The 25,681-nt window shown below is 66.7% G+C and carries 24 protein-coding genes; 17 read left to right on the top strand and 7 right to left on the bottom strand.

Translation table 11 applies throughout. From position 1 onward, the window contains the following. Positions 1–29: 29 nt before the first annotated feature. The 4 genes from hpnJ (at position 30) to DIE15_RS34570 (ending at position 4,043) form a co-directional block, all read left to right on the top strand. Positions 30–1,472 carry a hopanoid biosynthesis associated radical SAM protein HpnJ gene (gene hpnJ / locus DIE15_RS34585; protein WP_311767805.1) on the top strand — a complete coding sequence of 481 codons (1,443 nt, stop codon included), beginning with the start codon at positions 30–32 and terminating at the stop codon, positions 1,470–1,472. A gap of 3 nt (positions 1,473–1,475) precedes the next feature. Next, positions 1,476–2,360 (top strand): hopanoid biosynthesis-associated protein HpnK, encoded by an 885-nt coding sequence (gene hpnK, locus DIE15_RS34580; protein ID WP_124835664.1) that lies wholly within the window; start codon positions 1,476–1,478, stop codon positions 2,358–2,360. After that, on the top strand, positions 2,357–3,397 hold the full coding sequence (locus DIE15_RS34575; RefSeq protein ID WP_124835663.1) for a lysylphosphatidylglycerol synthase domain-containing protein: 1,041 nt from the start codon (positions 2,357–2,359) through the stop codon (positions 3,395–3,397). Before hpnK ends, DIE15_RS34575 begins: the two co-directional genes overlap by 4 nt. 88 nt (positions 3,398–3,485) lie before the next feature. Further along, entirely contained in the window at positions 3,486–4,043 is a 558-nt protein-coding gene (locus DIE15_RS34570) for a hypothetical protein (protein WP_124835662.1), read from the top strand. Between the two features lie 3 nt (positions 4,044–4,046). Here DIE15_RS34570 and DIE15_RS34565 read toward each other — a convergent pair whose 3' ends face one another. Both DIE15_RS34565 and DIE15_RS34560 read right to left on the bottom strand, forming a co-directional pair. After that, complete coding sequence (locus DIE15_RS34565; RefSeq protein WP_057927801.1) at positions 4,047–4,343, bottom strand: BrnA antitoxin family protein; 297 nt, start codon at positions 4,341–4,343, stop codon at positions 4,047–4,049. After that, a complete protein-coding gene (locus DIE15_RS34560; RefSeq protein ID WP_057927802.1) occupies positions 4,327–4,623 on the bottom strand; it encodes a BrnT family toxin in 297 nt (98 codons plus the stop codon). Before DIE15_RS34560 ends, DIE15_RS34565 begins: the two co-directional genes overlap by 17 nt. 397 nt (positions 4,624–5,020) lie before the next feature. Here DIE15_RS34560 and DIE15_RS34555 point away from each other — a divergent pair, with 397 nt between their 5' ends. The 11 genes from DIE15_RS34555 (at position 5,021) to DIE15_RS34490 (ending at position 17,620) form a co-directional block, all read left to right on the top strand. Next, positions 5,021–5,710, top strand: coding sequence for an ABC transporter permease (locus DIE15_RS34555; RefSeq protein WP_057927803.1), 690 nt, complete (start codon positions 5,021–5,023; stop codon positions 5,708–5,710). After that, entirely contained in the window at positions 5,707–6,420 is a 714-nt protein-coding gene (locus DIE15_RS34550; protein ID WP_057927804.1) for an ABC transporter permease, read from the top strand. Before DIE15_RS34555 ends, DIE15_RS34550 begins: the two co-directional genes overlap by 4 nt. A gap of 21 nt (positions 6,421–6,441) precedes the next feature. Further along, on the top strand, positions 6,442–7,242 hold the full coding sequence (locus DIE15_RS34545; RefSeq protein WP_124835661.1) for an ABC transporter ATP-binding protein: 801 nt from the start codon (positions 6,442–6,444) through the stop codon (positions 7,240–7,242). Between the two features lie 21 nt (positions 7,243–7,263). Continuing rightward, positions 7,264–8,307, top strand: a complete 1,044-nt coding sequence (locus DIE15_RS34540) for a GlxA family transcriptional regulator (RefSeq protein ID WP_124835660.1) — start codon at positions 7,264–7,266, stop codon at positions 8,305–8,307. A 947-nt stretch (positions 8,308–9,254) separates the two neighbouring features. Further along, positions 9,255–10,487, top strand: coding sequence for an aspartate aminotransferase family protein (locus tag DIE15_RS34525; protein ID WP_124835658.1), 1,233 nt, complete (start codon positions 9,255–9,257; stop codon positions 10,485–10,487). A 30-nt stretch (positions 10,488–10,517) separates the two neighbouring features. Beyond that, positions 10,518–11,570 (top strand): arginine/ornithine succinyltransferase subunit alpha, encoded by a 1,053-nt coding sequence (gene aruF / locus DIE15_RS34520; RefSeq protein ID WP_057927808.1) that lies wholly within the window; start codon positions 10,518–10,520, stop codon positions 11,568–11,570. Then, positions 11,567–12,598 (top strand): arginine N-succinyltransferase, encoded by a 1,032-nt coding sequence (gene astA, locus DIE15_RS34515; RefSeq protein WP_057927809.1) that lies wholly within the window; start codon positions 11,567–11,569, stop codon positions 12,596–12,598. Before aruF ends, astA begins: the two co-directional genes overlap by 4 nt. A 7-nt stretch (positions 12,599–12,605) precedes the next feature. Beyond that, entirely contained in the window at positions 12,606–14,069 is a 1,464-nt protein-coding gene (gene astD, locus DIE15_RS34510) for a succinylglutamate-semialdehyde dehydrogenase (protein WP_124835657.1), read from the top strand. 14 nt (positions 14,070–14,083) lie between these two features. Next, entirely contained in the window at positions 14,084–15,424 is a 1,341-nt protein-coding gene (astB, locus tag DIE15_RS34505) for an N-succinylarginine dihydrolase (protein ID WP_124835656.1), read from the top strand. Positions 15,425–15,431: 7 nt separating this feature from the next. Continuing rightward, complete coding sequence (astE, locus tag DIE15_RS34500) at positions 15,432–16,469, top strand: succinylglutamate desuccinylase (RefSeq protein WP_185734602.1); 1,038 nt, start codon at positions 15,432–15,434, stop codon at positions 16,467–16,469. Between the two features lie 356 nt (positions 16,470–16,825). Then, a complete protein-coding gene (locus tag DIE15_RS34490; protein ID WP_124835654.1) occupies positions 16,826–17,620 on the top strand; it encodes an ABC transporter substrate-binding protein in 795 nt (264 codons plus the stop codon). Positions 17,621–17,734: 114 nt separating this feature from the next. Here the strand turns inward: DIE15_RS34490 and DIE15_RS34485 are convergent, their stop codons facing one another. Beyond that, positions 17,735–19,243 (bottom strand): HDOD domain-containing protein, encoded by a 1,509-nt coding sequence (locus tag DIE15_RS34485; RefSeq protein WP_124835653.1) that lies wholly within the window; start codon positions 19,241–19,243, stop codon positions 17,735–17,737. Between the two features lie 27 nt (positions 19,244–19,270). Further along, positions 19,271–21,010 carry a cyclic di-GMP phosphodiesterase CdpA gene (gene cdpA, locus DIE15_RS34480; RefSeq protein ID WP_199866607.1) on the bottom strand — a complete coding sequence of 580 codons (1,740 nt, stop codon included), beginning with the start codon at positions 21,008–21,010 and terminating at the stop codon, positions 19,271–19,273. 279 nt (positions 21,011–21,289) lie between these two features. Here cdpA and DIE15_RS34475 point away from each other — a divergent pair, with 279 nt between their 5' ends. Further along, a complete protein-coding gene (locus DIE15_RS34475; RefSeq protein WP_057927816.1) occupies positions 21,290–21,841 on the top strand; it encodes a peroxiredoxin in 552 nt (183 codons plus the stop codon). Between the two features lie 76 nt (positions 21,842–21,917). Here the strand turns inward: DIE15_RS34475 and DIE15_RS34470 are convergent, their stop codons facing one another. Further along, entirely contained in the window at positions 21,918–22,547 is a 630-nt protein-coding gene (locus DIE15_RS34470) for an NAD(P)H-binding protein (protein WP_057927817.1), read from the bottom strand. Between the two features lie 261 nt (positions 22,548–22,808). On the opposite strand from DIE15_RS34470, the gene DIE15_RS34465 reads away from it, so the two are divergent. Next, positions 22,809–24,326, top strand: coding sequence for an NYN domain-containing protein (locus DIE15_RS34465; RefSeq protein WP_124835652.1), 1,518 nt, complete (start codon positions 22,809–22,811; stop codon positions 24,324–24,326). An 83-nt stretch (positions 24,327–24,409) separates the two neighbouring features. Here DIE15_RS34465 and DIE15_RS34460 read toward each other — a convergent pair whose 3' ends face one another. Beyond that, positions 24,410–24,793, bottom strand: a complete 384-nt coding sequence (locus DIE15_RS34460) for a VOC family protein (protein ID WP_057927819.1) — start codon at positions 24,791–24,793, stop codon at positions 24,410–24,412. Positions 24,794–25,187: 394 nt separating this feature from the next. Next, a partial coding sequence (locus DIE15_RS34455) for an efflux RND transporter permease subunit (RefSeq protein ID WP_185734600.1) occupies positions 25,188–25,681 on the bottom strand: 494 nt, incomplete at its 5' end.

The raw sequence follows: 25,681 nt of genomic DNA, 5'->3' as shown, positions 1-25,681 counted from the left end.
TTGACTGAATCGTTGAAACGAATCGAACTATGCAGGCTACCGGAGCATTCATGAAAACGCTGTTCTTGCAGGCCCCTTCGTATGACGGCTTCGACGGCGGAGCCGGCTCGCGCTACCAGGCGAAGCGCGAAATCCGTTCCTTCTGGTACCCGACGTGGCTCGCGCAGCCGGCCGCGCTCGTACCGGGCAGCCGCGTCGTCGATGCACCGGCCGACGGCCTGTCGGTCGAGGAGACGCTGAAGATCGCCAACGACTACGACCTCGTGATCATCCACACGAGCACGCCGTCGTTCCCGACCGACGCGATGTTCGCGCAGGATCTCAAGAAGATGAAGCCGTCGATGCTGGTCGGCATGGTGGGCGCGAAGGTGATGGTCGATCCGCACAACTCGCTCACGGCGAGCGAGGCAATCGACTTCGTGTGCCGCGAGGAATTCGACTACACCTGCAAGGAAATCGCCGAAGGCAAGCCGTTCCCGCAGATCAAGGGCTTGAGCTGGCGCGCGAAGGACGGCTCGATCGAGCACAACGAAGCGCGGCCGATCCTCGAGAACATGGACGAACTGCCGTTTGTCGCGCCCGTCTACAAGCGCGACCTGAAGATCGACAACTACTTCATCGGCTACCTGAACTATCCGTACGTATCGATCTACACGGGCCGCGGCTGCAAGTCGCGCTGCACCTTCTGCCTGTGGCCGCAGACGGTCAGCGGCCATCGCTACCGCACGCGCTCGGTCGAGAACGTGCTCGCGGAAGCGAAGTGGATCCGCGACAACATGCCGGAAGTGAAGGAACTGATGTTCGACGACGACACCTTCACCGACGACCTGCCGCGCGCCGAAGCCATCGCCATCGGCTTGGGCAAGCTCGGCATGACGTGGTCGTGCAACGCGAAGGCGAACGTGCCGTACAAGACGCTGAAGGTCATGAAGGAAAACGGCCTGCGCCTGCTGCTGGTCGGCTTCGAATCCGGCGACGACCAGATCCTCGTGAACATCAAGAAGGGCGTGCGCACCGATTTCGCGCGCCGCTTCAGCGCGGACTGCAAGAAGCTCGGCATCAAGATCCACGGCACCTTCATCCTCGGCCTGCCGGGCGAGACGCAGGAAACCATCAAGAAGACGATCGAGTACGCGAAGGAAATCAATCCGCACACGATCCAGGTGTCGCTCGCCGCGCCGTATCCGGGCACGACGCTGTACAAGCAGGCCGTCGAGAACGGCTGGATGGAAGAGAACAAGACCATCAACCTGGTTAGCAAGGAAGGCGTGCAGCTCGCGGCGATCGGCTATGCGCACCTGTCGCGCGACGAGATCTATCACCATCTCGAGCAGTTCTATCGCCAGTTCTACTTCCGTCCGTCGAAGATCTGGGAAATCGTCCGCGAGATGCTGACGAGCTGGGACATGATGAAGCGCCGGCTGCGCGAAGGCGTCGAATTCTTCCGCTTCCTGCGCGCGCACGAGGCCTGATTCGTGACGACGCAGCGGGCGGCGCGGGCGCTGATCTTCACCGCGGACGACTTCGGGCTGCATCCGCGCGTCAACGCGGCGGTCGAGCGCGCGCATCGCGACGGCGTGCTGAACGCCGCGAGCCTGATGGTCGGTGCGCCCGCCGCCGAGGATGCGATCGAACGCGCGCGGCGGCTGCCGTCGCTCGCGGTCGGCCTGCATCTGGTCCTCGCGGACGGGCCGGCCACGCTGCCCGCGCATGAGATACCCGCGCTCGTCGGCCCCGACGGGCGGTTCGGCGATGCGATGGCGAGGGACGGCTGCCGCTTCTTCTTCCTGCCGCACGTGCGTGCGCAGCTGCGCCGCGAGATTCGCGCGCAGTTCGACGCGTTCGCGGCGAGCGGCCTGCCGCTCGACCACGTGAACGCGCACAAGCATTTCCACCTGCATCCGACCGTGCTGTCGATGATTATCGAGATCGGCCGCGACTACGGGCTGCGCGCGGTGCGGCTGCCGTACGAAACGAGCGCGCCCGCGCTGCTCAAGCCGTGGATTGCGCTCGTGCGCGCCCGGCTCGACCGCGCAGGGCTCGCACACAACGACTACGTGGTCGGCATCGAGCATACGGGTGCGATGGACGAGGGCGTGCTGCTCGACGCGCTCGCGGCGCTGCCGCCCGGCGTCGGCGAGATCTACTGTCATCCGGCCGAGGCCGGCGACGGCCCGATCACGCCGACGATGGCCGATTACCGGCCGGTCGACGAACTGGACGCGCTGCTGTCGCCGCGCGTCGCGGCCGCGCTGAAGGCGGCCGGCGTCGCGACCGGCGGGTTTGCGGACGTGTTCGGCCAGCCCGCGGTGCGCCGCGGCATGCGCGCGGCGCGCGAAGCGGGGACGCAGCCGTCATGACCAAGTGGATCAAATGGCTCGGCTGGCCGATCGGCATCGGGATCCTGCTCGCGCTGGGGCTGCACGAAGGCGTCGGCGACGTGTCGCAGATGCTCGAGCGCGCCGGCTTCGCGTTGCTGTGGCTCGTGCCGTTCCACGCGCTGCCGCTGCTGCTCGACGCGTATGCGTGGCACCAGCTGCTCGACCGGCGCGCGTCACTCTCGTTCCTGTGGTGGATCGCGACCGTGCGCGAAGCGGTGAACCGGCTCTTGCCCGTGGTCGGGATCGGCGGCGAGCTGGTCGGGATCCGGATGGCGCGCTGGCAGGTGCCCGACGCGAGCCGCGTGACCGCGTCGGTGATCGTCGAGGTGCTGGTGACGATCGTCGTCCAGTATGCGTTCGCGGCGCTCGGCCTCGTGCTGCTGCTCGCGACCACGCACGACATGGGCGGCGGCACGATCGGCCTCGCGCTGCTGCTGACGCTGCCGCTGCCGGTGCTCGGCGTCGTGCTGATGCGGCGCGGCGGAATTTTCCACGCGATCGAGCGGTTCGCCGGGCGTCTGCTCGGCGATTCGCACCGGTTGCTGCAGGGTGTCGACGGCCGCCGGCTCGATGGCGACATCGATGCGCTGATGTCGCGCACGGCGCTGCTGTTCAGCGCGTTCTTCTGGCAGCTGTCCGGCTACGTGCTCGGCTCGCTCGAAATCTACTGGGCGCTCGCGCTGCTCGGTCATCCGGTATCGATCGGCGGTGCGATCGCGATCGAGGCGATGACGCAGGCCGTGCGGCATGCGGCGTTCATGGTGCCCGGCGGCCTCGGCGTGCAGGAGGCGACCGTCGTGCTGCTCGCGCAGATGTTCGGCGTCGATCGCGAGACGGCACTGTCGCTCGCGCTGGTCAAGCGCGGCCGCGAGGTGCTGTTCGGCTGCCTGGCGCTCGGCTCGTGGCAGCTTGCCGAACTCGTGCGCACGCGCCGCCGCATCCGCGCGGTGCCGGCTGTGTCGCGCGTCCCGCAGGCGCGTCGCGAGGCCGACGCGCAAACCGAAACGACGCATTGATCACGAGACGGGCCGCGCGGTCCGTCTCGCGCTTTTGGCGTGGCGCGGGTATCCTTGCCGCGTGTTTTCTCGACGCGCATTTCTTCCGATGATTTTCCGTTTCCGGCTGCTTCCCGTGACAATGCTGGCCGCCGCGCTGGCGCTGACCGGCTGCGACGACAAGCAAGGCAATCTCGACGTGCAACGCATCAGGGACTTTTTCAACGCGATCAAGCCGGCCCCGCTGCTGCTGAAGGGGCTGAAGGCCGGCGTATCGACCGAAGCCGACGTGCGCGCCACGATGGGCAAGCCCGAGACCGAGCGCGCCTTCACCGACGGCTCGAAGCGCCTCGAATATCCGCGCGGCCCGATGGGCAACCAGACCTGGTTCGTCGACCTCGACCCGAACGGGTACTACATGGGCGCGACGCAGGTGCTGACCGCCGAGAATTTCGCGAAGGTGCGCCCCGGGATGAACGAGGACGAGGTGCGGCGCCTGCTCGGCAAGCCGGGCGACATCGCGCAGTACCCGCTGAAGCCCGAGACGGTGTGGAGCTGGCGCTGGCTCGAGGACGGCGTCAACACCGATGCGTTCTTCAACGTCCATTTCGGCCCGGACGGGCTTGTCTATACGACTTCGCGCTCCGACATCCTGAAAGGGCGGTGACGTTCAGGCGCGGTGCTTCTTCAGCCATTCGCGCAGCGCGTCGTTCATGCGCGTCTGCCAGCCGGGGCCGTCAGCCCGAAACGCGGCGAGGATGTCTGCGTCGTAGCGGATGCTGACCTGTTCCTTCGGGCGCTCGAGCTTCGGACGCCCGAATTTTTTCGCGACGACCTCGACGAACGGCTCCATCGCATCGATTTCTTCGTCGCTGAGTTCATGGGCGTCCGGATCGGCGGCGATGCCGCGCGCGATCGCCGCTTCTTCCTCGGGCGTGTTGCGGATGAATTTAACCGCCTTTTTCATATCGAATCATCTCTCGGTTGTTGGCCTTGCGCAGGCTGACGACACGCAGCGTGCGGCCGCGCGGGACGACGATCGCCGTGTGAAGGCGCTCGCCGATCGGCACCAGACAGATCCAGCGCATCTCACCGTAATCCCGGCGGGTGTCCGGCCACGCGCACGCGGCTTCCCACTCGGCGAATTCGGCCATTCGCAACGAGATGCCGTGTTTTAGCCGGTTCGACAGATCCTTGGCCTCGTCGAAAACGAATGGAATTCCGACTAATTGTGGATGCAAAAACATGAGGTGACAAGGGTTTTTGTAGATGCAAAAATGGAGCGCCGTCGCCGGAGGCATCGAATGTGCGCGTATGGCGTTGCGGGCCTGAGCGAGCGATTGTGTGGCGCGTGTCCGGATGTGCCCATTCGGCCCGATGGCCAGTCCGTCGCTATATCGAAAAAGCGACCGGAAAATTGCAAAAAACCCGCTTCCCTGCGTGTCATCCGACTGTCAGGAAGCGGGTTTTTTCCTTTTGAAACAGTGGCGTAGCCCGTGCTTGCAAATGGTGGGACGAATTGCTGCGGCGCAGCAAACGTGTGTACGGTGATTTGAGGCAATCAATTTCGCTTGCGACTATCCGCGTCAGCCCGGCGCAGGAGAGATATGCGTGCCGGTGTCCATATCAACACTGGAGACGCGCGTGTTCCTTTACGGCTTTGGTCCCGTCCTCTGGGCAGGCACCGTGCAGACCATCGAGCTGTCGGTGCTGTCGCTCGCCGCTGCGGTGGCGCTGGGGCTGATCGGCGCGGTGGCGAAGCTGTCGCATAACCGGGTGGTGCGAGCGATCGCGACCGGTTATACGACGCTGATTCGCTCGGTGCCCGATCTCGTCCTGATGCTGCTGTTGTTCTACAGCATCCAGATCTGGCTGAACCAGTTCACCGACCTCGTCGGCTGGGACCAGATCGACATCGATCCGTTCGTTGCCGGCGTGCTGACGCTCGGCTTCATCTACGGTGCGTACTTCACCGAGACGTTCCGCGGCGCGTTCCTGTCGGTGCCGCGCGGCCAGCTCGAGGCCGGCGCGGCGTACGGGATGAGCGGGATGCGCGTGTTCGTGCGGATCATGTTTCCGCAGATGATGCGCTTCGCGCTGCCGGGCATCGGCAACAACTGGCAGGTGCTCGTGAAGGCGACCGCGCTGGTGTCGATCATCGGCCTCGCGGACGTCGTGAAGGCCGCGCAGGACGCCGGCAAGAGCACCTTCAACATGTTCTTCTTCATCCTCATTGCGGCGCTGATCTACCTTGCGATCACGACCGTTTCCAACCTCGTGCTGATCCAGCTCGAGAAGCGTTATTCCATGGGCGTGCGGCACGCAGAACTATGATCGAGATCCTCCAGGAATTCGGCCAGGCGTTCCTTTACTGGGACGGCCAGCGCATCTCCGGCCTTGCGGTGACGCTGTGGCTGCTCGTCGCGTCGATTTCGCTCGGCTTCGTGTGCGCGGTGCCGCTTGCGGTTGCACGCGTGTCGAAGAAGAAGTGGCTGTCGATGCCGGTGCGGTTCTACACGTACGTCTTTCGCGGTACGCCGCTCTACGTGCAGTTGCTGCTGATGTACACGGGCATGTACAGCCTCGAGTTCGTGCGCTCGCACTCGCTGCTCGACGCGTTCTTCAGGAGCGGCTTCAACTGCGCGATCCTCGCGTTCGCGCTGAACACCTGCGCGTACACCACCGAGATCTTCGCGGGTGCGATTCGTGCGATTCCGCACGGCGAGGTCGAGGCGGCGCGTGCCTACGGGATGTCGCCGTTCACGATGTACCGCCGGGTGATCCTGCCGTCGGCGCTGCGCCGTGCGCTGCCGCTGTACAGCAACGAGGTGATCCTGATGCTGCACGCGACCACCGTGGCGTTCACGGCGACCGTGCCCGACATCCTGAAGGTCGCGCGCGACGCCAATTCCGCGACCTACATGGCGTTCCAGTCGTTCGGAATCGCCGCGCTGATCTATCTTGCGGTATCGTTCGCACTCGTCGCGGCATTTCGCCGGGCGGAGCGCCACTGGCTCGCGTATCTCGCGGCCGGCCGTCATTGATTTCACTTCGAGGAGAGCCAGTTGGCCGAGATCACTCAAACGAGCGCGTCCGCTTCCGTCAAGCTTGCCGCGGTCGACATTCACAAGCGTTACGGCGATAACGAGGTGTTGAAGGGCGTGTCGCTGAACGCGAAGGCCGGCGATGTCATCAGCATCATCGGCGCGAGCGGTTCGGGCAAGAGCACGTTCCTGCGCTGCATCAATTTTCTCGAGCGGCCGAATGCGGGGCAGATCGTCGTCGACGGCGAGGCCGTGCGCACGAAGACCAACCGTGCCGGTGCGCTCGAGGTTGCCGATCACAAGCAGTTGCAGCGTATCCGCACCAAGCTCGCGATGGTGTTCCAGCACTTCAATCTGTGGGCGCACATGAACGTGCTCGAGAACGTGATGGAAGCGCCGGTGCACGTGCTCGGCATTTCGAAGAAGGAAGCCGAGGAGCGTGCGCGCGAATATCTCGAGAAGGTCGGCCTCGCGCCGCGCGTCGAGAAGCAGTATCCGTCGCACCTGTCGGGCGGCCAGCAGCAGCGTGTCGCGATCGCGCGTGCGCTCGCGATGCATCCCGACGTGATGCTGTTCGACGAGCCGACTTCGGCGCTCGACCCGGAGCTCGTCGGCGAAGTGCTGAAGGTGATGCAGAAGCTGGCCGAGGAAGGCCGCACGATGATCGTCGTCACGCACGAGATGGGTTTTGCGCGCAACGTGTCGAACCACGTGATGTTCCTGCATCAGGGGCGGACCGAGGAAGAGGGTGATCCGAAGGAGGTGCTGGTGCGTCCGCAGAGCGAGCGTCTGAAGCAGTTCCTGTCGGGCAGCCTCAAGTAACGCGAAGGGCGGGTTTCATACGTGGTACCGGTGTCTCGTCCCGCAGGCGCCACCCGCACGACGCAGGTGGTGATCGTTGCATTGCCGCCCGTGTCGATGTCGGGCGTGGGTCCGATCGTCGATGCGTTGAATCTCGCGAACGAGATCGACGGGCGCTTGCTGTATCGCTGGCAGGTGTGTTCGTGGGACGGGCGGCCGGTGCCGCTCGCCGGTGGTGCGCAGTGGCATGCCGATGCGTCGTTCAACGATGCGATCGCGTGCGACTGGCTGATCGTCGTGTCGGAGCGGTTTCAGCAGTTTGCCGACTATCGGTTGTTTCTCGCGAGTCTCGCGCGGGTCGGGCAGCGCACGCCCGTCGTGACCGGGATTCACCACGGCGTGTGGTGGCTCGCGATGGCCGGGCAGCTTTCCGGTTATCGCGTGAGCGTGAACTGGGAGACGTATCAGCAGTTCGCTGAACAGTTCGAGCGGTCGATCGTCACGCAGCAGATCTTCGAGATTGATCGCGATCGGGCGACCTGTGCCGGTGGGCAAGCCACCGTGGACTTCATGCTGGCCATGATTGGCCGGGAACATGGGGCGGATCTCTCGGAGCGGATTGCTGATGCGCTCGGGGCCGGGACGCTGCGGAGTGGTGAGGAGCGCCAACGGATTCCTTTTGTTACCGCGCCCGGTGAGCGACATCCTCGGTTGAATGATGCTTTGCTTTTGATGGAAGCCAATATCGAGGATCCTTTGACGACCGATGAGATCGCCGGGCTCGTGGGCGTTTCACGCCGGCAACTGGAGCGGCTCTTTCGGCAGTATCTCGGGGCGATGCCCTCAAAGTATTACCTCAATCTTCGGTTGCTCAAGGCACGGACGCAGTTGCAGCGGACCAGCAAGTCGGTGGTTCAAGTTAGTCTTGCTTGCGGGTTTTCTTCTGCTGCGCATTTTTCCAATGCTTACCGCGAGCGGTTTGGCGTTACGCCTCGGGAAGATCGACGGGCCTGGCTCGAGAAGCAGACAGGCGGTGGGAGCGAGCCTCGCGGGGGCGCACTTGTCGAGCGCGGGGCGAAGGATTGATTTTTTTGGTGGTGCGCTTTCGTTTGGCGTGAAGCACCTGTGATCGTGTCGGTCTATTAGCGTCGCCCCTGCGCGGGGCGGCGGTTACTTTTCTTTGTCTTGCCAAAGAAAAGTAACCAAAAGAAAGGCGCTCGGATAACGCATGACCTCCCGGTGCCGTGGCCACCAAAGTGGCCCTCGCCTAAGTGTCGGCGCCAGGAAAGAACCCGGAGTGGTTCGAGCAATGGTTCTGACGCGCCACACCACCCCACGGAGCGGTATACCGCCCGCTAGCTCCGTCCTCGCTTCGCTCGGCTGCAAGGTTCTTCAGTCGCAATTCATGCGCCCACGCCACACATGAAACACCCACTGATCAGTTCCCGAAATCAGTAACGTGCCCGCTGCACCGCAACGACGATGTCGATTTATTGCATTCATGCGCCACCCACCCCGATTGTGGAAACCAATCGACCGACAGCGTTGCAAAGGGGGACGTGTAGACCTGTCGGCCGAGCGAAGTGAGGACGGAGCTAGCGGGCGGTATACCGCTCCGTGGGGTGGTGTGGCGCGTCAGAACCATTGCTCGAACCACTCCGGGTTCTTTCCTGGCGCCGACACTTAGGCGAGGGCCACTTTGGTGGCCACGGCACCGGGAGGTCATGCGTTATCCGAGCGCCTTTCTTTTGGTTACTTTTCTTTGGCAAGACAAAGAAAAGTAACCGCCGCCCCGCGCAGGGGCGACGCTAATAGACCGACACGATCACAGGTGCTTCACGCCAAACACAGGGCGAACCACCCGAAAAGCCCCAAAATACGGCCACCAACCGAAGCCCCCGCCGGGAGGGGGGCAAAATAGACCGAAGAAAAGCGCTTCCGATAGAACCCGTCGCAATTCCGCAAGACGCTTGCGTCACCCTTACCTAAACTTGATCCTGTTGAACCCTCTTACGAAACCGAAAGGAACGACCATGACGACCTCGACCGTGACCCGCCAGACATTCGACGAAGTGATGGTGCCGGTATTCTCCCCCGCGCCGTTCGTGCCGGACCGTGCAGAGGGCTCGCGCGTGTGGGACACGGCCGGCCGCGAATATGTGGATTTCGCCTGCGGCATCGCAGTGACGTCGCTGGGCCACGGCCATCCGGAACTGCTGAAGGTTCTGGACGAACAAGGCCGCAAGCTCTGGCACATCGGCAACGGCTACACGAACGAGCCGGTGCTGCGCCTCGCGAAGCGCCTCGAATCGCTAACCTTCGCCGACCGCGCATTCTTCGCGAACTCGGGCGCGGAAGCGAACGAAGCCGCACTGAAACTCGCCCGCCGCGTTGCATTCGACCGCCACGGCGCCGATAAATACGAAATCGTGTCGTTCGTCCAGTCGTTCCATGGCCGCACGTTCTTCACGGTCAGCGTCGGCGGCCAGCCGAAATACTCGGAAGGCTTCGGCCCGGTGCCGGCCGGCATCAAGCACCTGCCGTTCAACGACATCGAAGCCGCAAAGGCCGCAATCGGCCCGCAAACCTGCGCGGTGATCGTCGAGCCGGTGCAGGGCGAAGGCGGCGTGATCCCGGCCGATCCGGCCTTCCTGAAGGCACTGCGCGAAACATGCGACGCGAACGATGCACTGCTGATCTTCGACGAAGTGCAAACGGGCGTCGGCCGCACGGGCCAGTTCTACGCGTACATGGACACGGGCGTTACGCCGGACATCCTCACGACCGCAAAAGCACTCGGCAACGGCTTCCCGATCGGCGCGATGCTGACGACGAACGAACTGGCCGCGCACTTCAAGGTCGGCGTGCACGGCACGACGTACGGCGGCAACCCGCTCGCTTCGGCAATCGCGGACAAGGTCGTCGAACTGATTGGCGACCCGGCCCTGCTCGAAGGCGTGCGCGAACGCAGCGTGCGGCTGAAGGGCGCGCTGGAACGCATCAACGCACGCTTCGGTATCTTCAAGGACATCCGCGGCAAGGGCCTTCTGGTCGGCGCGGAACTGACCGCCGCATTCGACGGCCGTGCGAAGGACTTCGTCACAGCCGCCGTCGAGAACGGCCTGATCATGCTGATCGCCGGCCCGAACGTGCTGCGCTTCGTCCCGTCGCTCGTGATCCCGTTCGACTTGCTCGACGAAGGCGTGAAGCGCTTCGAGAAGGCGGTCGAACAGGTGCTCGCGGCCCAGGAAGCCACCGCGCGCTGATCGGCGCGCCCATCGCAGACAGGAACGACGATGCTATTTGTTCGCCCCGGCAAACTCACGGATCTCGATGCGCTCGCGCACATGGCGCGCACCGCGCAGCCGGTCCTGCACTCGCTGCCGCACGACCGCGCGGCGCTCGAAGCGCGCGTGGCGCTCTCCGAGGATTCGTTTCGCGCGGACGTCGACTTCGCCGGCGAGGAGTTCTATCTCTTCGTGCTCGAGGACTCGTCAACGGGCAAGCTGCTCGGCACGGCGAGCATCGTGGCCGCGGCCGGCTACTCGGAACCGTTCTACGCGTTCCGCAACGACGCACTGATCCACGCGTCGCGCGAGCTGCACGTGAATCGCAAGATCCACGCGCTCACGATGTCGCACGAGCTGACCGGCAAGAGCCGGCTGGCGGGCTTCTACGTCGATCCGTCGCTGCGCGGCGACGCGGCCGCGCATCTGATCTCGCGTGCGCGGATGATGTACATCGCCGCGAACCGCCGCCGCTTCACGCCGGAAGTGTTCACGCTGCTGCTCGGCGTGAGCGACAACACGGGTGCATCGCCGTTCTGGGAAGCGGTGGGCCGCAAGTTCTTCGGCCGCAACTTCACCGACGTCGACATCGCGTCGGGCGGTCGCAGCCGCACGTTCATCGCGGAAGTGATGCCGGCCTATCCGCTCTACGTGCCGCTGCTGCCGGAAGCCGCGCAGCGCGTGCTCGGCGAGCCGAACGAAACGGCGCTGCTCGCGTACGACATCCATCTCGAGGAAGGCTTCGAACCGGACCGCTTCGTCGACATCTTCGACGCGGGCCCGGTGCTGACCGCGCAGGTCGACCGCACGGCGTGCGTGAAGCACGGCGCGGAGCGCACCGTGCGCGAAGCGGCGCGGCAGCAGGGCGACGTGGCGTACATGGTGTCGACGGGCAGCGGCGAATCGTTTCGCTGCGTGCTGGCCGACCTGCCGGGCGACACGGCCCATGCGCCGCTGGCCGGCGACGTGCGCGCGGCGCTCGATGTAAAGGATGGCGATGTCGTGCGCTGCGTGCCGCTGCACCGCCGCGACGATGAAGAGATGAAGGGAGACGCAGCATGATCGTCGTTCGGGTCGTACAAACGGGCGACGTCGACGCGCTCGTGTCGCTCGCGAAGGAAACCGGGCCGGGCCTGACCACGTTCAAGCCCGACCGCGACGCGCTCGCCGCGCGCATCGAACGCACGCGCCGCACGCTCGAGGGCGAGGCCGCGGCCGGCGAGGCCGGCTACTTCTTCGTGATGGAAGAGTCGAAGACGGGCGACATCGCGGGCGTGTGCGGGATCGAGACGCAGGTCGGCCTCGAACAGCCGTTCTACAACTATCGCGTGAGCACGGTCGTGCACGCGAGCCAGGAACTCGGCGTGTGGACGCGGATGTCCGCGCTCAATATCTCGCACGACCTGACGGGCTATGCGGAAGTGTGCTCGCTGTTCCTGAGCCCGCGCTATCGCACGGGCGGCGTGGGCGGCCTGCTGTCGCGCTCGCGCTTCATGTTCATCGCGCAATTCCGCGAGCGCTTTCCGGAACGTATCTGCGCGGAACTGCGCGGCCACTTCGACGAGGACGGCACGTCGCCGTTCTGGCGCGCAGTCGGTTCGCACTTCTACCAGATCGATTTCAACGCGGCCGACTACCTGAGCTCGCATGGCCGCAAGTCGTTCCTCGCGGAACTGATGCCGCGCTATCCGGTGTACGTCGACCTGCTGCCGCAGGACGCGCAGGATGCGGTCGGCCTCACGCACCGCGACACGCTGCCGGCGCGCAAGATGCTCGAAGCGGAAGGGCTGCGCTACCAGAACCACGTCGACATCTTCGACGCGGGCCCGGTGCTCGAATGCCACGTCAACGACCTGCGCACGGTGCGCGAGAGCGTCGTCGTGCCGGTCGCGATCGGCGTGCCGGATGCGCGCGACGACGCACCGAAGTCGCTCGTGTCGAACACGTCGCTGAACGATTTCCGCGTCGGCGTCGCGCCGGGCGTGGTCGCGAACGGTGCGTTCGTGCTGTCGGCCGACGATGCCGTCGCGCTCGACGTGAAGGCAGGCGATCCGGTCCGCGTGCTGCCGCTCAAAGTCAAACAGGGATAAACGAATCATGACGGAACTCTTCATCGACGGCGCCTGGGTCGCAGGCTCGGGCCCGGTCTTCGCTTCGCGCAACCCGGGCACCGACGCGATTGCATGGCAGGGCGACAGCGCGTCGGCGGCCGACGTCGACCGCGCGGTCGCGAGCGCGCGCCGCGCGTTCGCCGGCTGGTCGACGCTCGACTTCGAAGCGCGCTGCGCGATCGTCAAGCGTTTCGCGGCGCTGCTCACCGAGCGCAAGGAAGCGATCGCCACGGCAATCGGCCGCGAGACCGGCAAGCCGCTGTGGGAAGCGCGCACCGAAGTCGCGGCGATGGCCGCCAAGGTCGGCATCTCGATCCAGGCGTACCAGGAACGCACCGGCGAGAAGCGTCAGGACATGGCCGACGGCGTCGCGGTGCTGCGCCATCGCCCGCACGGCGTCGTCGCGGTGTTCGGCCCGTACAACTTCCCCGGCCACTTGCCGAACGGTCATATCGTGCCGGCGCTGATCGCGGGCAACGCGGTCGTGTTCAAGCCGTCGGAGCTCGCACCGGGCGTCGCGCGCGCGACGGTCGAGGTATGGCAGGAAGCCGGGCTGCCGGCCGGCGTGCTGAACCTCGTGCAGGGCGAGAAGGACACGGGCATCGCGCTCGCGAACCATCGGCAGATCGACGGCCTCTTCTTCACGGGCAGCTCGGATACCGGCACGCTGCTGCACAAGCAGTTCGGCGGCCGTCCGGAAATCGTGCTCGCGCTCGAGATGGGCGGCAACAACCCGCTCGTGATCGGCGAGGTCGAGGACGTGGACGCGGCCGTGCACCACACGATCCAGTCGGCGTTCCTGTCGGCCGGCCAGCGCTGCACGTGCGCACGCCGCATCTTCGTGCCGCAGGGCGCGTTCGGCGATCGCTTCCTCGCACGCTTTGCCGACGTGACGTCGAAGATCACGGCCGACGTGTTCGACGCCGATCCGCAACCGTTCATGGGCGCGGTGATCTCGGCGCGCGCGGCCGCGAAGCTCGTCGACGCGCAGTCGCGCCTGATCGAGCAAGGCGCGAAGCCGATCATCGAGATGGCGCAGCGCGATTCGCGCCTGGGCTTCGTGAACGCGTCGATCATCGACGTGACCGGCGTGGCGAACCTGCCCGACGAGGAACACTTCGGCCCGCTCGCGCAGATCGTCCGCTACGCGACGTTCGACGACGCGATCGAGCGCGCGAACGACACGGCGTTCGGCCTGTCCGCCGGCCTGCTGGCCGACGACGCGCACGCATGGGATCACTTCCGCCGCACGATCCGTGCGGGGATCGTCAACTGGAACCGCCCGACCAACGGCGCATCGTCCGCCGCGCCGTTCGGCGGCACCGGCCGCTCGGGCAACCATCGTCCGAGCGCGTACTACGCGGCCGACTATTGCGCGTATCCGATGGCGTCGGTGGAAAGCACGCAACTGACCTTGCCCGCGAGCCTGTCGCCGGGCCTGCACTTCTGATCGAGGGAACGACGATGAACGCACAAGAAGCCAATTTCGACGGACTCGTCGGCCCGACCCACAACTACGCCGGGCTGTCGTTCGGCAACGTGGCGTCGCTCAACAACGAGAAATCGGCCGCGAATCCGAAGGCGGCGGCGAAGCAGGGGCTGCGCAAGATGAAGCAGCTCGCGGATCTCGGCTTCGCACAAGGCGTGCTGCCGCCGCAGGAGCGGCCGTCGCTGCGGCTGCTGCGCGAGCTCGGCTTCTCCGGCAAGGATGCGGACGTGATCGCGAAGGCCGCGAAGCAGGCGCCCGAGCTGCTCGCCGCGGCGAGCTCGGCGTCGGCGATGTGGACCGCGAACGCGGCGACCGTCAGCCCGTCGGCCGACACGGGCGACGGCCGCGTGCACTTCACGCCGGCGAACCTGTGCAGCAAGCTGCATCGCGCGATCGAGCACGACGCGACGCGCCGTACGCTGTCGACGCTGTTCGCCGATCCCGCCCATTTCGCGGTGCACGAAGCGCTGACCGGCACGCCGGCACTCGGCGACGAAGGCGCGGCGAACCACACGCGCTTCTGCGCCGAATACGGCAAGCCGGGCGTCGAGTTCTTCGTGTACGGCCGTGCGGAATACCGCCGCGGCCCGGAGCCGAAGCGCTTCCCGGCGCGCCAGACCTTCGAGGCGAGCCGCGCGGTCGCGCATCGCCACGGGCTTGCGGCAGAAGCGACGGTCTATGCGCAGCAGGATCCGGACGTGATCGACGCAGGCGTGTTCCACAACGACGTGATCTCGGTCGGCAACCGCGACACGCTGTTCACGCACGAGCGCGCGTTCGTCAACAAGCAGGCGATCTACGACACGCTGACGGCCGCGCTTGACGCACGCGGCGCGCGGCTGAACGTGATCGAGGTGCCCGAGGCGGCCGTGAGCGTGAACGATGCGGTCACGTCGTACCTGTTCAACAGCCAACTGCTGTCGCGCGCGGACGGCTCGCAGGTGCTCGTCGTGCCGCAGGAATGCCGCGAGAACGCGAACGTTGCCGCCTATCTCGACCGGCTCGAGGCCGGCAACGGCCCGATCCGCGACGTGCTCGTGTTCGACCTGCGCGAAAGCATGAAGAACGGCGGCGGACCCGCATGCCTGCGCCTGCGCGTCGTGCTGAACGACGCCGAGCGTGCGGCCGTCACGTCGAACGTGTGGATGAACGACACGCTGTTCGCGTCGCTCGACGCGTGGATTGAGAAGCACTACCGCGACCGTCTCGCACCGGAAGACCTTGCCGATCCGACGCTGCTCGACGAATCGCGCACGGCGCTCGACGAGCTCACGCAGATCCTGCGCGTCGGGTCGCTGTATGACTTCCAGCGCTGAGCCACGCATGCCGGCCGCCGCGCTGCTCGACGACTTCCTCGCGTTCACGCTCGCGGGCGACGCGCCGGCCGTGAAGGACGGCGCGTGCGCCGACGGTGCGGTGCGCTGGCAATGGCTCGGTGACGGGCTGCTCGCGCTGGAGCCGGCGGTGGGCGACGATGCCGATGCGTCGCCGCGCGCGAGCGTGCTCGTGTCGGCCGGCGTGCATGGCGACGAGACCGCGCCGATCGAGCTGCTGTCGATGCTCGTGCACGATCTCGCAGCGGGCACGCTGCCGCTCGCGTGCCGGCTGCTCGTCGTGCTCGGCAACGTGCCGGCGATGCGCGCGGGCGAGCGCTATCTCGACGACGACCTGAACCGCCTGTTCAGCGGCCGTCACGCGCAAGTGCCGACGAGCCGCGAAGCGCCGCGTGCGTTGCAGCTCGAAGCGGCGGCCGCCGCGTTCTTCGCGGCCGCGCCGACGGGCGGTGCGCGCTGGCACATCGACATGCACACGGCGATCCGTGCATCGGTGTTCGAGCAGTTCGCGCTGCTGCCGCACACGGGCACGCCGCCGACCCGCGCGATGGTCGAATGGCTGGGCGATGCGCGCATCGCGGCCGTGCTGCTGCATACCGCGAAGGGCAACACGTATTCGCATTACACGGCCGAGCAATGCGGCGCGCTCGCGTGCACGCTGGAGCTCGGCAAGGTGCGGCCGTTCGGCCAGAACGACCTGTCGCGTTTCGCGCCGGCCGACCGTGCGGTGCGCAAGCTCGTCTCGGGCGCGGCGCGTGACGCTGGCGCCTCGTTGCCGCGCGTGTTCACCGTGATCGATCAGATCACGAAGCAGAGCGACGCGCTCGAGCTGTTCGTCGCGTCCGACGTCGCGAACTTCACCGCGTTCTCGCGCGGCACGGTGCTCGCGCAGGACGGCGACTACCGCTACACGGTGAAGCATGACGAGGAGCGCATCGTGTTCCCGAATCCGACCGTGAAACCGGGACTGCGTGCGGGGTTGCTCGTCGTCGACACGACGCGCGACACGCTTGCGGCACTCGTCTGACCCATGACCGGCTGCTTGCGGCTGCGGTGATCCGCGGCCCGCGCACCGCCCGGCAACAATTCCATTTTTGAGATGACGCTTGTACGCCGCGCAGACGGCCCGCGCGTCGCGCTTGCGTATTTGCGACATCGTCTTGCAAGTTCGCCGGGCCGCCGGGCTGCTGCCGGCGCACGCAGCGCAGCATCGCGTGCCGGCGGCCGCTTTGCCATATCGGGCCGCGCGGATTGGTACAATCGCGGCCTTGCGGCTGTTGCGCCGCATCAAGGCGCGGCATCGGGATTGTCGTTGTCATCCGACCCTGCAATGATGCATGCGCCCGTAGTTCCGGAACATTCGAGTATCGAGGAGAACACCTGATGAAGTTGGATTGGCGTAAAGTGGCCGCGCACGCGGTAGTGGCGGCATCGGCCGTGGCGGCAGGCAGCGCGACGGCAGCGGATCTGAAGGAGATCCGGTTCGGCGTCGAGGCCTCGTACGCGCCGTTCGAATACAAGACGCCCGACGGCAAGCTGACCGGCTTCGACATCGACATCGGCAACGCGGTGTGCGCGAAGCTGAAGACGAAGTGCGTGTGGGTCGAGAACGACTTCGACGGCTTGATCCCCGCGCTGCAGGCGCGCAAGTTCGATGCGATCAACTCGGACATGACGATCACCGACCAGCGCAAGCACGCGATCGCGTTCACCGATCCGATCTACACGATCCCGAACCAGCTGATCGCGAAGCACGGCAGCGGCCTGCTGCCGACCCCGCAAGCGCTGAAGGGCAAGCGCGTCGGCGTGCTGCAGGGCACGATCCAGGAAGCGTACGCGAAGAAGAAGTGGGCGCCGACCGGCGTCGAGGTCGTGCCGTACCAGACGCAGGACCTGGCCTACGCCGACCTGAAGTCGGGCCGTCTCGATGCGACGTTCCAGGATTCGGAAGCCGGCTCGAAGGGCTTCCTGTCGAAGCCGCAAGGCCAGGGCTTCGGCTTCGCCGGCGGCACGGTCAGCGATGCCGAGATCCTCGGCTCGGGCGTCGGTTTCGGTCTGCGCAAGAACGACGCGGCACTGAAGACCGCGCTCGATCAGGCGCTGAAGGAGCTGAAGTCCGACGGCACGATCGACAACCTCGCGAAGAAGTACTTCAGCGTGCCGGTCACGCTCAAGTAAGCGTTTCGATCCGTCGCACGATGCAGCCGGCCGCTTTCGCGGCCGGTTTGCATTTGGGGCGCCGCTCGTCGCACACGTGCCGGCGAGGCGGCCGCCGGCTGCGTGCCGCGTGCATCACGCGGGGAAGAACCGCCCCAGTTCGCGCGCGAGCTCGTTGAGCACGCCCATCTCCTGCTGCGTGATCTTGCGCGAGGGCTGCGCGCCGGCCCAGTCGCCGTACAGCAGGCCGACGGTCTTCGTGCCGACGCGCACCGGCAGCAGCACGAATGCGCGCGTGTCGGGGAGCGCATCGAGGTACCACGCGGGCAGGCGCTTCACCATCTTTGGCTCCTGCGCCTGCTCGATGAAGATGCCGACCGAGTTCGTGATCGCGAGATGGAACACGTCCGGTTCGAAGCGCTCGTCGAAGCACAGCCGGTCGAGCGCTGCATCGACGCCCGGGCCGAAGCCGAGACGCGCGGCGAACGAGCCGTCGTCACGACGCACGAACATCACGGTGCGCGTGAACGCGAGGCCTGCGAGCAGGCTCTCCGACGCGAGCGCGAGCACTGGCGTCAGCACGTGCTCGGACGGCAGCGCGCGCAGGTCGGCGAGGCCGGCTTCGAGGCACGCCTCGGGCTCGGGCTGCGCCCGCGCGATCGCGTCGGCGTTCGCGCGCAGCTCGACGATCTCGCGCATCACGGTGTCGCTTGCTTCCTCGCGTGCGAGCCGGTCGGCAATTTCCACCAGCGCGTCGGAATCGATCTCCAGCTCCTGCCCGTAGTACTGCGCGAGCACCGCGATGTCCGCGTCGCGCTGCGGGCCCGCGGGCATCGCGAGCGCACCGGCGACATCGGTCGAGCAGCGGCTCACCGCACGCAGCCAGTGCACGCGCTCGGCGCCTTCGTCGCCGTAGGCTTCGGGCCGATGGCGATCGTCGCGGTCGTCGTCCTCGTCGAGGATGGCGGCGTGCGCGGTGCGACCGTCGCCGTCGGCCATCCCGGCGCGGATCACGTCGGGCAGCCGCCAGCTCGCGGCAGCCTCGAGACCGATCTCGTCGAAGCCGACGCCCAGCACGTCGACGCACGCGGCCGCGTCGTCGCCGTTCAGCTCGGCGGCGCGGCGGCGGATCCGGTCCCATTCGCTGTCGAGATAGCAGACCACGAGCAGCTTGCCGACCTGGCGCATCAGCGTGCAGACGATGGCTTCCTCGCCGCCGCGCAGCTCCGCATGCTCGGTGAGCTTGCGGGCGACGCAGCCGGAGAGCAGCGCGCGGTTCAGCTCGAGCTTCGCGTCGATGCGGCGCGGCGTGCTGTGGTGGAAATGGTCGACGAGCTTCAGCCCGACGACGAGATGGCCGACCGTGTCCATGCCGAGCACCATCAGTGCTCGCGTGACGGTCGTGATGTTGCCGCCGAACGCCATGTACATCGCGGAGTTGGCGAGCCGCAGGACTTTCTGCGTGAGCGCGAAATCCGACAGCACGACGCGTACGAGCGCAGTGAAGTCGAGATCGTCGTTCTTCATCGCGGCCATCGTCGCGCGTAGCGATTCCGACAGCAGCGGGAAGTCGCCCCGTTCGCTCATGCGGGCCCACAGCTTGTCGAGCAGCGCCGTGCGGGGCAGGTGTGCAGTGATTGACATACGGATCAGTCCGGTTCGCCGCGCGCGTCAGGCGGCGTGCAGGCGCAGCTGCTGCGCCTCGAAGCGCCGGGCGAGTTCCTCGGACGGCAGCGCCTGGCACACGAGCCAGCCTTGGATATGGTTGCAGCCCATCTCGGTCAGCAGCTCGCGCTGCGCCTCGGTTTCGACGCCTTCGGCGACGAGCTCGAGATCGAGCGTTTGCGCGAGGCCGACCACCGCCGACACGATCGCGCGATCGTTGCGCGACGTCAGCAGGTTCTCGACGAAGCTGCGGTCGATCTTCAGCTTCGCGAGCGGGAAGCGCTGCAGGTACGCGAGACTCGAATAACCGGTACCGAAATCGTCGATCGCGAAGCGGATGCCGAGCTCGGTCAGCTCCTCGAGCAGCCCCTTCGCCTGTACCGGGTCGTGCATCAGCAGGCTTTCGGTGATTTCCAGCACGATGCGGCGCGGGTCGATGCCCGTCAGCGCGATCGCCTCGCGCACGCTTTGCGTGAAGCGCGGGTCGCGGAACTGCTGCGGTGACACGTTGACCGCCACATACTGCAGCGCGAGCCCCTGGTGGTCCCAGGCGACGAGCTGCATGCACGCGGCCTTGAGTACCCAGTTGCCGAGATAGTTGATCAGGCCGATCGATTCGGCGAGCGGGATGAAGGTCGCTGGCGGCACGAGGCCGTGTACCGGATGACGCCAGCGGATCAGCGCCTCGACGCCGTCCACCGTACCGGACTGGCTACGCGTGATCGGCTGGAAATGGAGCGAGAATTCGCCGTTGCGCACGCCGTCGTACAGATCGGCCTCGAGCTTGAGCCGTTCCGCGTCGGCCGGGTCGTCGACCGGCTCGTGAAACGCGAGTGCATTGCCGCCCGACGCCTTCGCCTGCGCGAGCGCATGGTCGGCGCGGCGCAGCAGCGGGCTGTGGTGCTGCGCGCGATGGGGCGCAGTACGTTCGTCCGGGTACAGTGCGATGCCGATGCTCGCGGACAGGTGCACGGTCTGCCCCTGGAACACGTAAGGTTCGCGCACGGCGGCCTGCAGCCGGCGCGCGAGCGCGTCCGCGGCGTTGCTCGCGCGCGTGCGGTCCGGGGCGCTGAACACGATCGCGAACTTGTCGCTCGCGACGCGCGCGAGCTGCTCGCCGGGCGCGACGAGCGCCCGCAGCCGCTGCGCGGTGTCGCGCAGCAGCGTGTCGCCGGCGTCGTAGCCGAGCGCGCGGTTGATGCGCTGGTAGTCGTCGAGGTCGAGCAGCAGCAGCGCCGCGCACGTGCCGCTCTCGTCGGCGGCCTGCTGCGCGCGCATCAGCGCGGGCACGAGCGCGGACAGGTTGTCGAGTCCCGTCATCGGATCGTGGTGCATCTCGTACGTCAGGCGGGCCTCGAGCGCACGCCAGGCCGACACGTCGAACGCCGCGATCGCGAAGCCGTCGACGCCGTGGTGGCGGCTCTTGAACGCGCGGATTTCCACGTCGAGCGGGTAGGTGAGCGACTTGACGATGCACATCGTCGCCTTCTCGACCTGGCCGGAGCGCGCGGCGCGCGCAAGCAGGCCTTCGAGCGCCGCGGTATCCTGTTCCGCGATCAGGTCGCGCAGCGTCAGCGTGTGCAGGTAGTCGCGGTGATAACCGATGAAGCGCAGGCTTGCATCGGATACGTACAGAAAGCGCAGCTCGCGGTCGACATGGGCGAGGAAATCCACCGTGCCGACCGTCTGTTCCAGCCAGTTGCGCACGGTATCGTCGCGCCGCGGCGCGCCGGCGCGCGCAGGCATCAGCGCGCCGCCCGACCAGGCGAAGCGGCGCAGCGTATGCAAGGCATTGCGCCAGGAGCCCTTGCGTGGCGTCTGTTTCCTGTTGGCTTCCATGTTTCTCGCTGACGTGAAGGGCTGGAACCGGTTGTCCGGAAGGAATAACGGCAGGCTGCGCGGAATCTTTAACCGGCCGGCAGCGGCTGGCACTGCCGCTGAACCGGGGCGTACATGCCGGCGTTCGACGGGCGAACGCCGACGTGGCCTCCATCGAGGCTGACTTTATAAGAAATGAGGACGCAGATGAAGCGAAAACTATTGGTGGGCGCCGCGGCGGCGCTGCTGGTGGCCGGTCATGCGCTGGTCGCGCAGGCGCAACCGAAGCCGGGCGACATGGCGCCCGACTTCACGACGCAGGCGTCGCTGGGCGGCAAGACTTACACGTACTCGCTCGCCGATGCGCTGAAGCACGGGCCGGTCGTGCTGTACTTCTACCCGGCCGCGTTCACGAAGGGTTGCACCATCGAGGCGCATGCGTTCGCGGACGCCGTCGATCGTTACAAGGCTTACGGCGCGACGGTGATCGGCGTATCCGCCGACAACATCGACACGCTGACCCGGTTCTCCGTGAGCGAATGCCGCAGCAAGTTCCCGGTCGCTGCCGATCCGGACGCGAAGATCATCCGCCAATACGACGCGAAGCTGCCCTTGCTCGATCGCGCGAACCGCGTGTCCTATGTCATTTCGCCGGAAGGGAAGGTGCTGTACGAGTACACGAGCCTGTCGCCCGACAAGCATGTCGAGAACACGCTCGGCGCGGTGAAGGCGTGGGCCGACGCACATCCGAAGCAGTAAGCCGCGGGCAGCCAGCCCGCATCGCGGGCCGCAGGCGCGACGAAACGCGCCGCCCGGGTGGCGGCGCGGGCATGGGTTACGCGCGCAATGCCTGTTCGATCGGCGCGCCGCCGCCGACGAAGCCGATGACCTTGCGCGAGATGCCAAGCTTGATCGCCTCGATCGCGGCCCATGCCACATCCTGGCGCGACACCGGTGGCGCGGCGTCGAGCGGCTCCTCGGTCAGCGCGATCTTGCCGACGCCCGGGCCGTCCGCGAGCGGGCCGGGGCGCAGGATCACGTAGTCGATGCCCGACGCGATCACGCGCTCGTCGCCTTCGCGCTTCATCTGCGAATAGTGGCGCAGCGCGTCGCCGCTGCGCTCCGGCCAGTACGCGGTCAGCGAGCTGATCACGACCAGCTTCTGCACGTTGTAGGCGAGCGCATGCTCGGCCGCGCGCGCGACCGCGTCGCGATCGATCTGCTCCTCTTCGGCTGCGCCTTCCGATTCGGCCGAGCCGGCCGCGTAGATCACGTGCGTGATGCCCTGGAATGCGTGCGAGAAATCGCCCGTCAGATCGGCCTCGACGACCTTCGCGCCCGGCAGCACATAGCCGTGCCGGCGCACCAGCGCAGTCACCTCGAATTCCGGCTGCTTGAGCAGCAGATCCGCGCACGCCAGGCCTGTGCGGCCGGTCGCGCCAATCAGCAGTACCTTCGTCGTCATGAAACCGCTCCTTGCTCGATGCGTCATCCTTCCAGATAGGGACGGACGACCGATACTCAAGTGTATGTCGATTTGAGCCGGCGGCGCGCGGGTAATTGGGGCTGTACCGCTCGAGGCTTGCCGGCGAGGCCGGGCGGGGCCCCGTCGGTGCGCCGCTGTGCGCGCGGATTGCGGGATCGACCCGCCGACCGGCTATCATGTGCGCGATGCATTTTTCGCCGCTACGCAATACAACGCGGCGGCCAACCGGTTGGAGTACACATGGCATTACCCCTGGACAACGTCAGCATGGCCGTGTTCTGCGACTTCGAGAACGTCGCGCTCGGCGTGCGCGACGCGAAGTACGAGAAATTCGACATCAAGCCGGTGCTGGAGCGGCTGCTGCTGAAGGGCAGCATCGTCGTGAAGAAGGCCTATTGCGACTGGGAGCGCTACAAGGGCTTCAAGGCGTCGATGCACGAGGCGAGCTTCGAGCTGATCGAGATTCCGCACGTGCGCCAGTCGGGCAAGAATTCGGCCGACATCCGGCTCGTCGTGGACGCGCTCGATCTCTGCTACACGAAGTCGCACGTCGATACGTTCGTGATCATCAGCGGCGACTCGGATTTTTCGCCGCTCGTGTCGAAGCTGCGCGAGAACGCGAAGAAGGTGATCGGGGTCGGCGTGAAGAAGTCGACGTCGGACCTGCTGGTCGCGAACTGCGACGAATTCATCTTCTACGACGACCTGGTGCGCGAGCAGCAGCGCGCGCTGGCGAAGCGCGAACAGCAGCGCACGGGCAATGGCGGCGCGAAGCGCCCCGACGAGCCGTCGCGCAAGCCCGAGATGGAAGCGCGCCGGACCGAGGCGATCGCGCTCGCGGTCGAGACGTTCGATGCGCTGGCATCGGAGCGCGACGACGTCGGCAAGATCTGGGCGTCGGTGCTCAAGAGCGCGATCAAGCGCCGCAAGCCGGACTTCAACGAGTCGTATTACGGCTTCCGCGCGTTCGGCAACCTGCTCGACGAAGCGCAGGCGCGCGGCCTGCTCGATGTGGGGCGCGACGACAAGTCGGGCGCGTTCGTGTCGCGGCCGCGCCAGTCGGCGGTGGCCGAACCGGTGGCGGCGGCTCGTGATACGGGTGGCGCGCACCACGGTCACGGCGCGCGCCACGCGGAGGCTGCACCGGCCGGGCGTGAACCGCGGCGTCGCGGGCAGCAGGCGGAAGCGGCCGTGCACGAAAGCGTGCAGGTCGACGCGGAAGAGGCGACCGTCATCGATGTCACGAACGAAGCGGCGAGCATGCCGGCAGGGCCGGTCGAAGCGGCCGAGACGCACGGTGACGCGAAGGACGGCCGCAAGCGCGCACGCAAGAGCGCGGCGAAGAAGACCGGCGCGAAGAAGGGGGGTGATGCGAAGGGCGCTGGCCATCATGCGGCGTCGAAGCCGGAGGAGGCCGCGCACGGCGGCGACAAGCATGCGGCAGGCAAGCACGCGGAAGGCAAGCACGCGGAAGGCAAGCACGCGGAAGGCAAGCATGCCGAGGCGAGGCATCGGGAGGCGGAGCACGGTGAGGACCGCCACGTCGCGGCGCAGCACGCGGCGCCGACTGCCGGCGAGTACGGTGCTTCAGCAGCCGGAGGGCAGCCGCCGCACGATGCGGCACCGGCCGCCCCGGCAGCCGAATCGACCACTGAAGCGGCCGGTGAAGCGGCTGCCGACGCCAAGCCGAAGAAACCGGCCCGCAAGACGGCGCCCCGCGCGCGCCGCCCGCGCAAGACGGCCGCCGCCGCCGAGTAACGGCGTCAGGGCGGAGCGGCGTCGGACCGAGGCGCCGCCCGTGTCGACCCGTCGGCCGGTGCAACGCCGGCCGACGCATCACGTCATCCGTTCAGCACGTACGGTTGCGTCATCACTTCGAGGAAGTGACCGTCCGGATCGTCGAAATACACCCCGCGCCCGCCGTAATGGCGGTAGATGTCATCGGGCTGCCGCTTCGCCGGATCGGCCCAGTGCGGCAGGCCGCGCTCGCGAATGCGCGCATACACGCGATCGAAGCCGGCCTCGTCGGTCAGGAACGCGTAGTGCTGGGCGGTGATCTCCCCCTCCTTTTCGTAGAAGTCGAGCGACACGCCGTTCTCGAGCGGGACGACCAGCATCGCGCCGAACGGCGTCGGCGGCGGCAGTTCCAGAAGCTCGGTGAGGAAGCGGCTCGACGCGTGCTTGTCGCGGCACCAGACGATCGTATGGTTCAGCTGGACGTTCATGGCGGGTCCCCGGGAAGGGGCGCGAGGGTGGACATGGACACACGATAGTCGATCGCCGCCGGCGTGCAAGCCGGATCCGCGGCGCAGGCGATCGACACTGCGTCGGCTGCGCGCGAATCGTCAGGTGAAACGATCTGGACGATCGGCCACATTTCGGGCGCAGAGGTCATTCGCTCGGCTTTTTGCGCCGCCAGGAATCTCCGGCACGTGCCCGCGATGCTCGACGGCGCGGTACAACGCTTGTCGGACGCGCTGCCCGATACGGCAGCCGTCGCCGAATACCGCTGGCGATTCCTGACGGGAAGCCCGCACGGCGCCCGACACGCAGCGCCGGCCGGCACACGGAGCGGGGCGGTGCGGCAGGCCCCGTCGATCCGTGTCCGGCCGCGTGCCGTTATTCGCCAGCCACCGCTGGTCCGCCCGACTTGCCGCGGCGGTTGCGGCGCTTCTCGGCCCACACGCGCAGGCGGTCCATGTACAGATAGACGACCGGCGTCGTATAGAGCGTCAGCACCTGCGACATGATCAGGCCGCCGGCGATCGCGATCCCGAGCGGCGCGCGCAGCTCGGCGCCGTCACCGTGGCCGAATGCGAGCGGCAGCGCGCCGAGGAGCGCCGCCATCGTCGTCATCATGATTGGCCGGAAGCGCAGCAGGCACGCCTCGTGGATCGCATCGAACGACGACTTGTTGCCGTTGCGCGTCTGGTCGATCGCGAAGTCGACCATCATGATCGCGTTCTTCTTCACGATGCCGATCAGCAGGATCACGCCGATCAGCGCGATGATGCTGAACTCGGTCTTGAACAGCAGCAGCGCGAGCAGCGCGCCGACGCCGGCCGACGGCAGCGTCGACAGGATCGTGATCGGGTGGATGTAGCTCTCGTACA

This window comes from Burkholderia sp. Bp9031 (assembly GCF_003857965.1).
Taxonomy (GTDB): domain Bacteria; phylum Pseudomonadota; class Gammaproteobacteria; order Burkholderiales; family Burkholderiaceae; genus Burkholderia; species Burkholderia ambifaria_A.
Note: the sequence above shows the minus strand (reverse complement) of the source record. Positions and strands in the feature narration are given on the sequence as shown.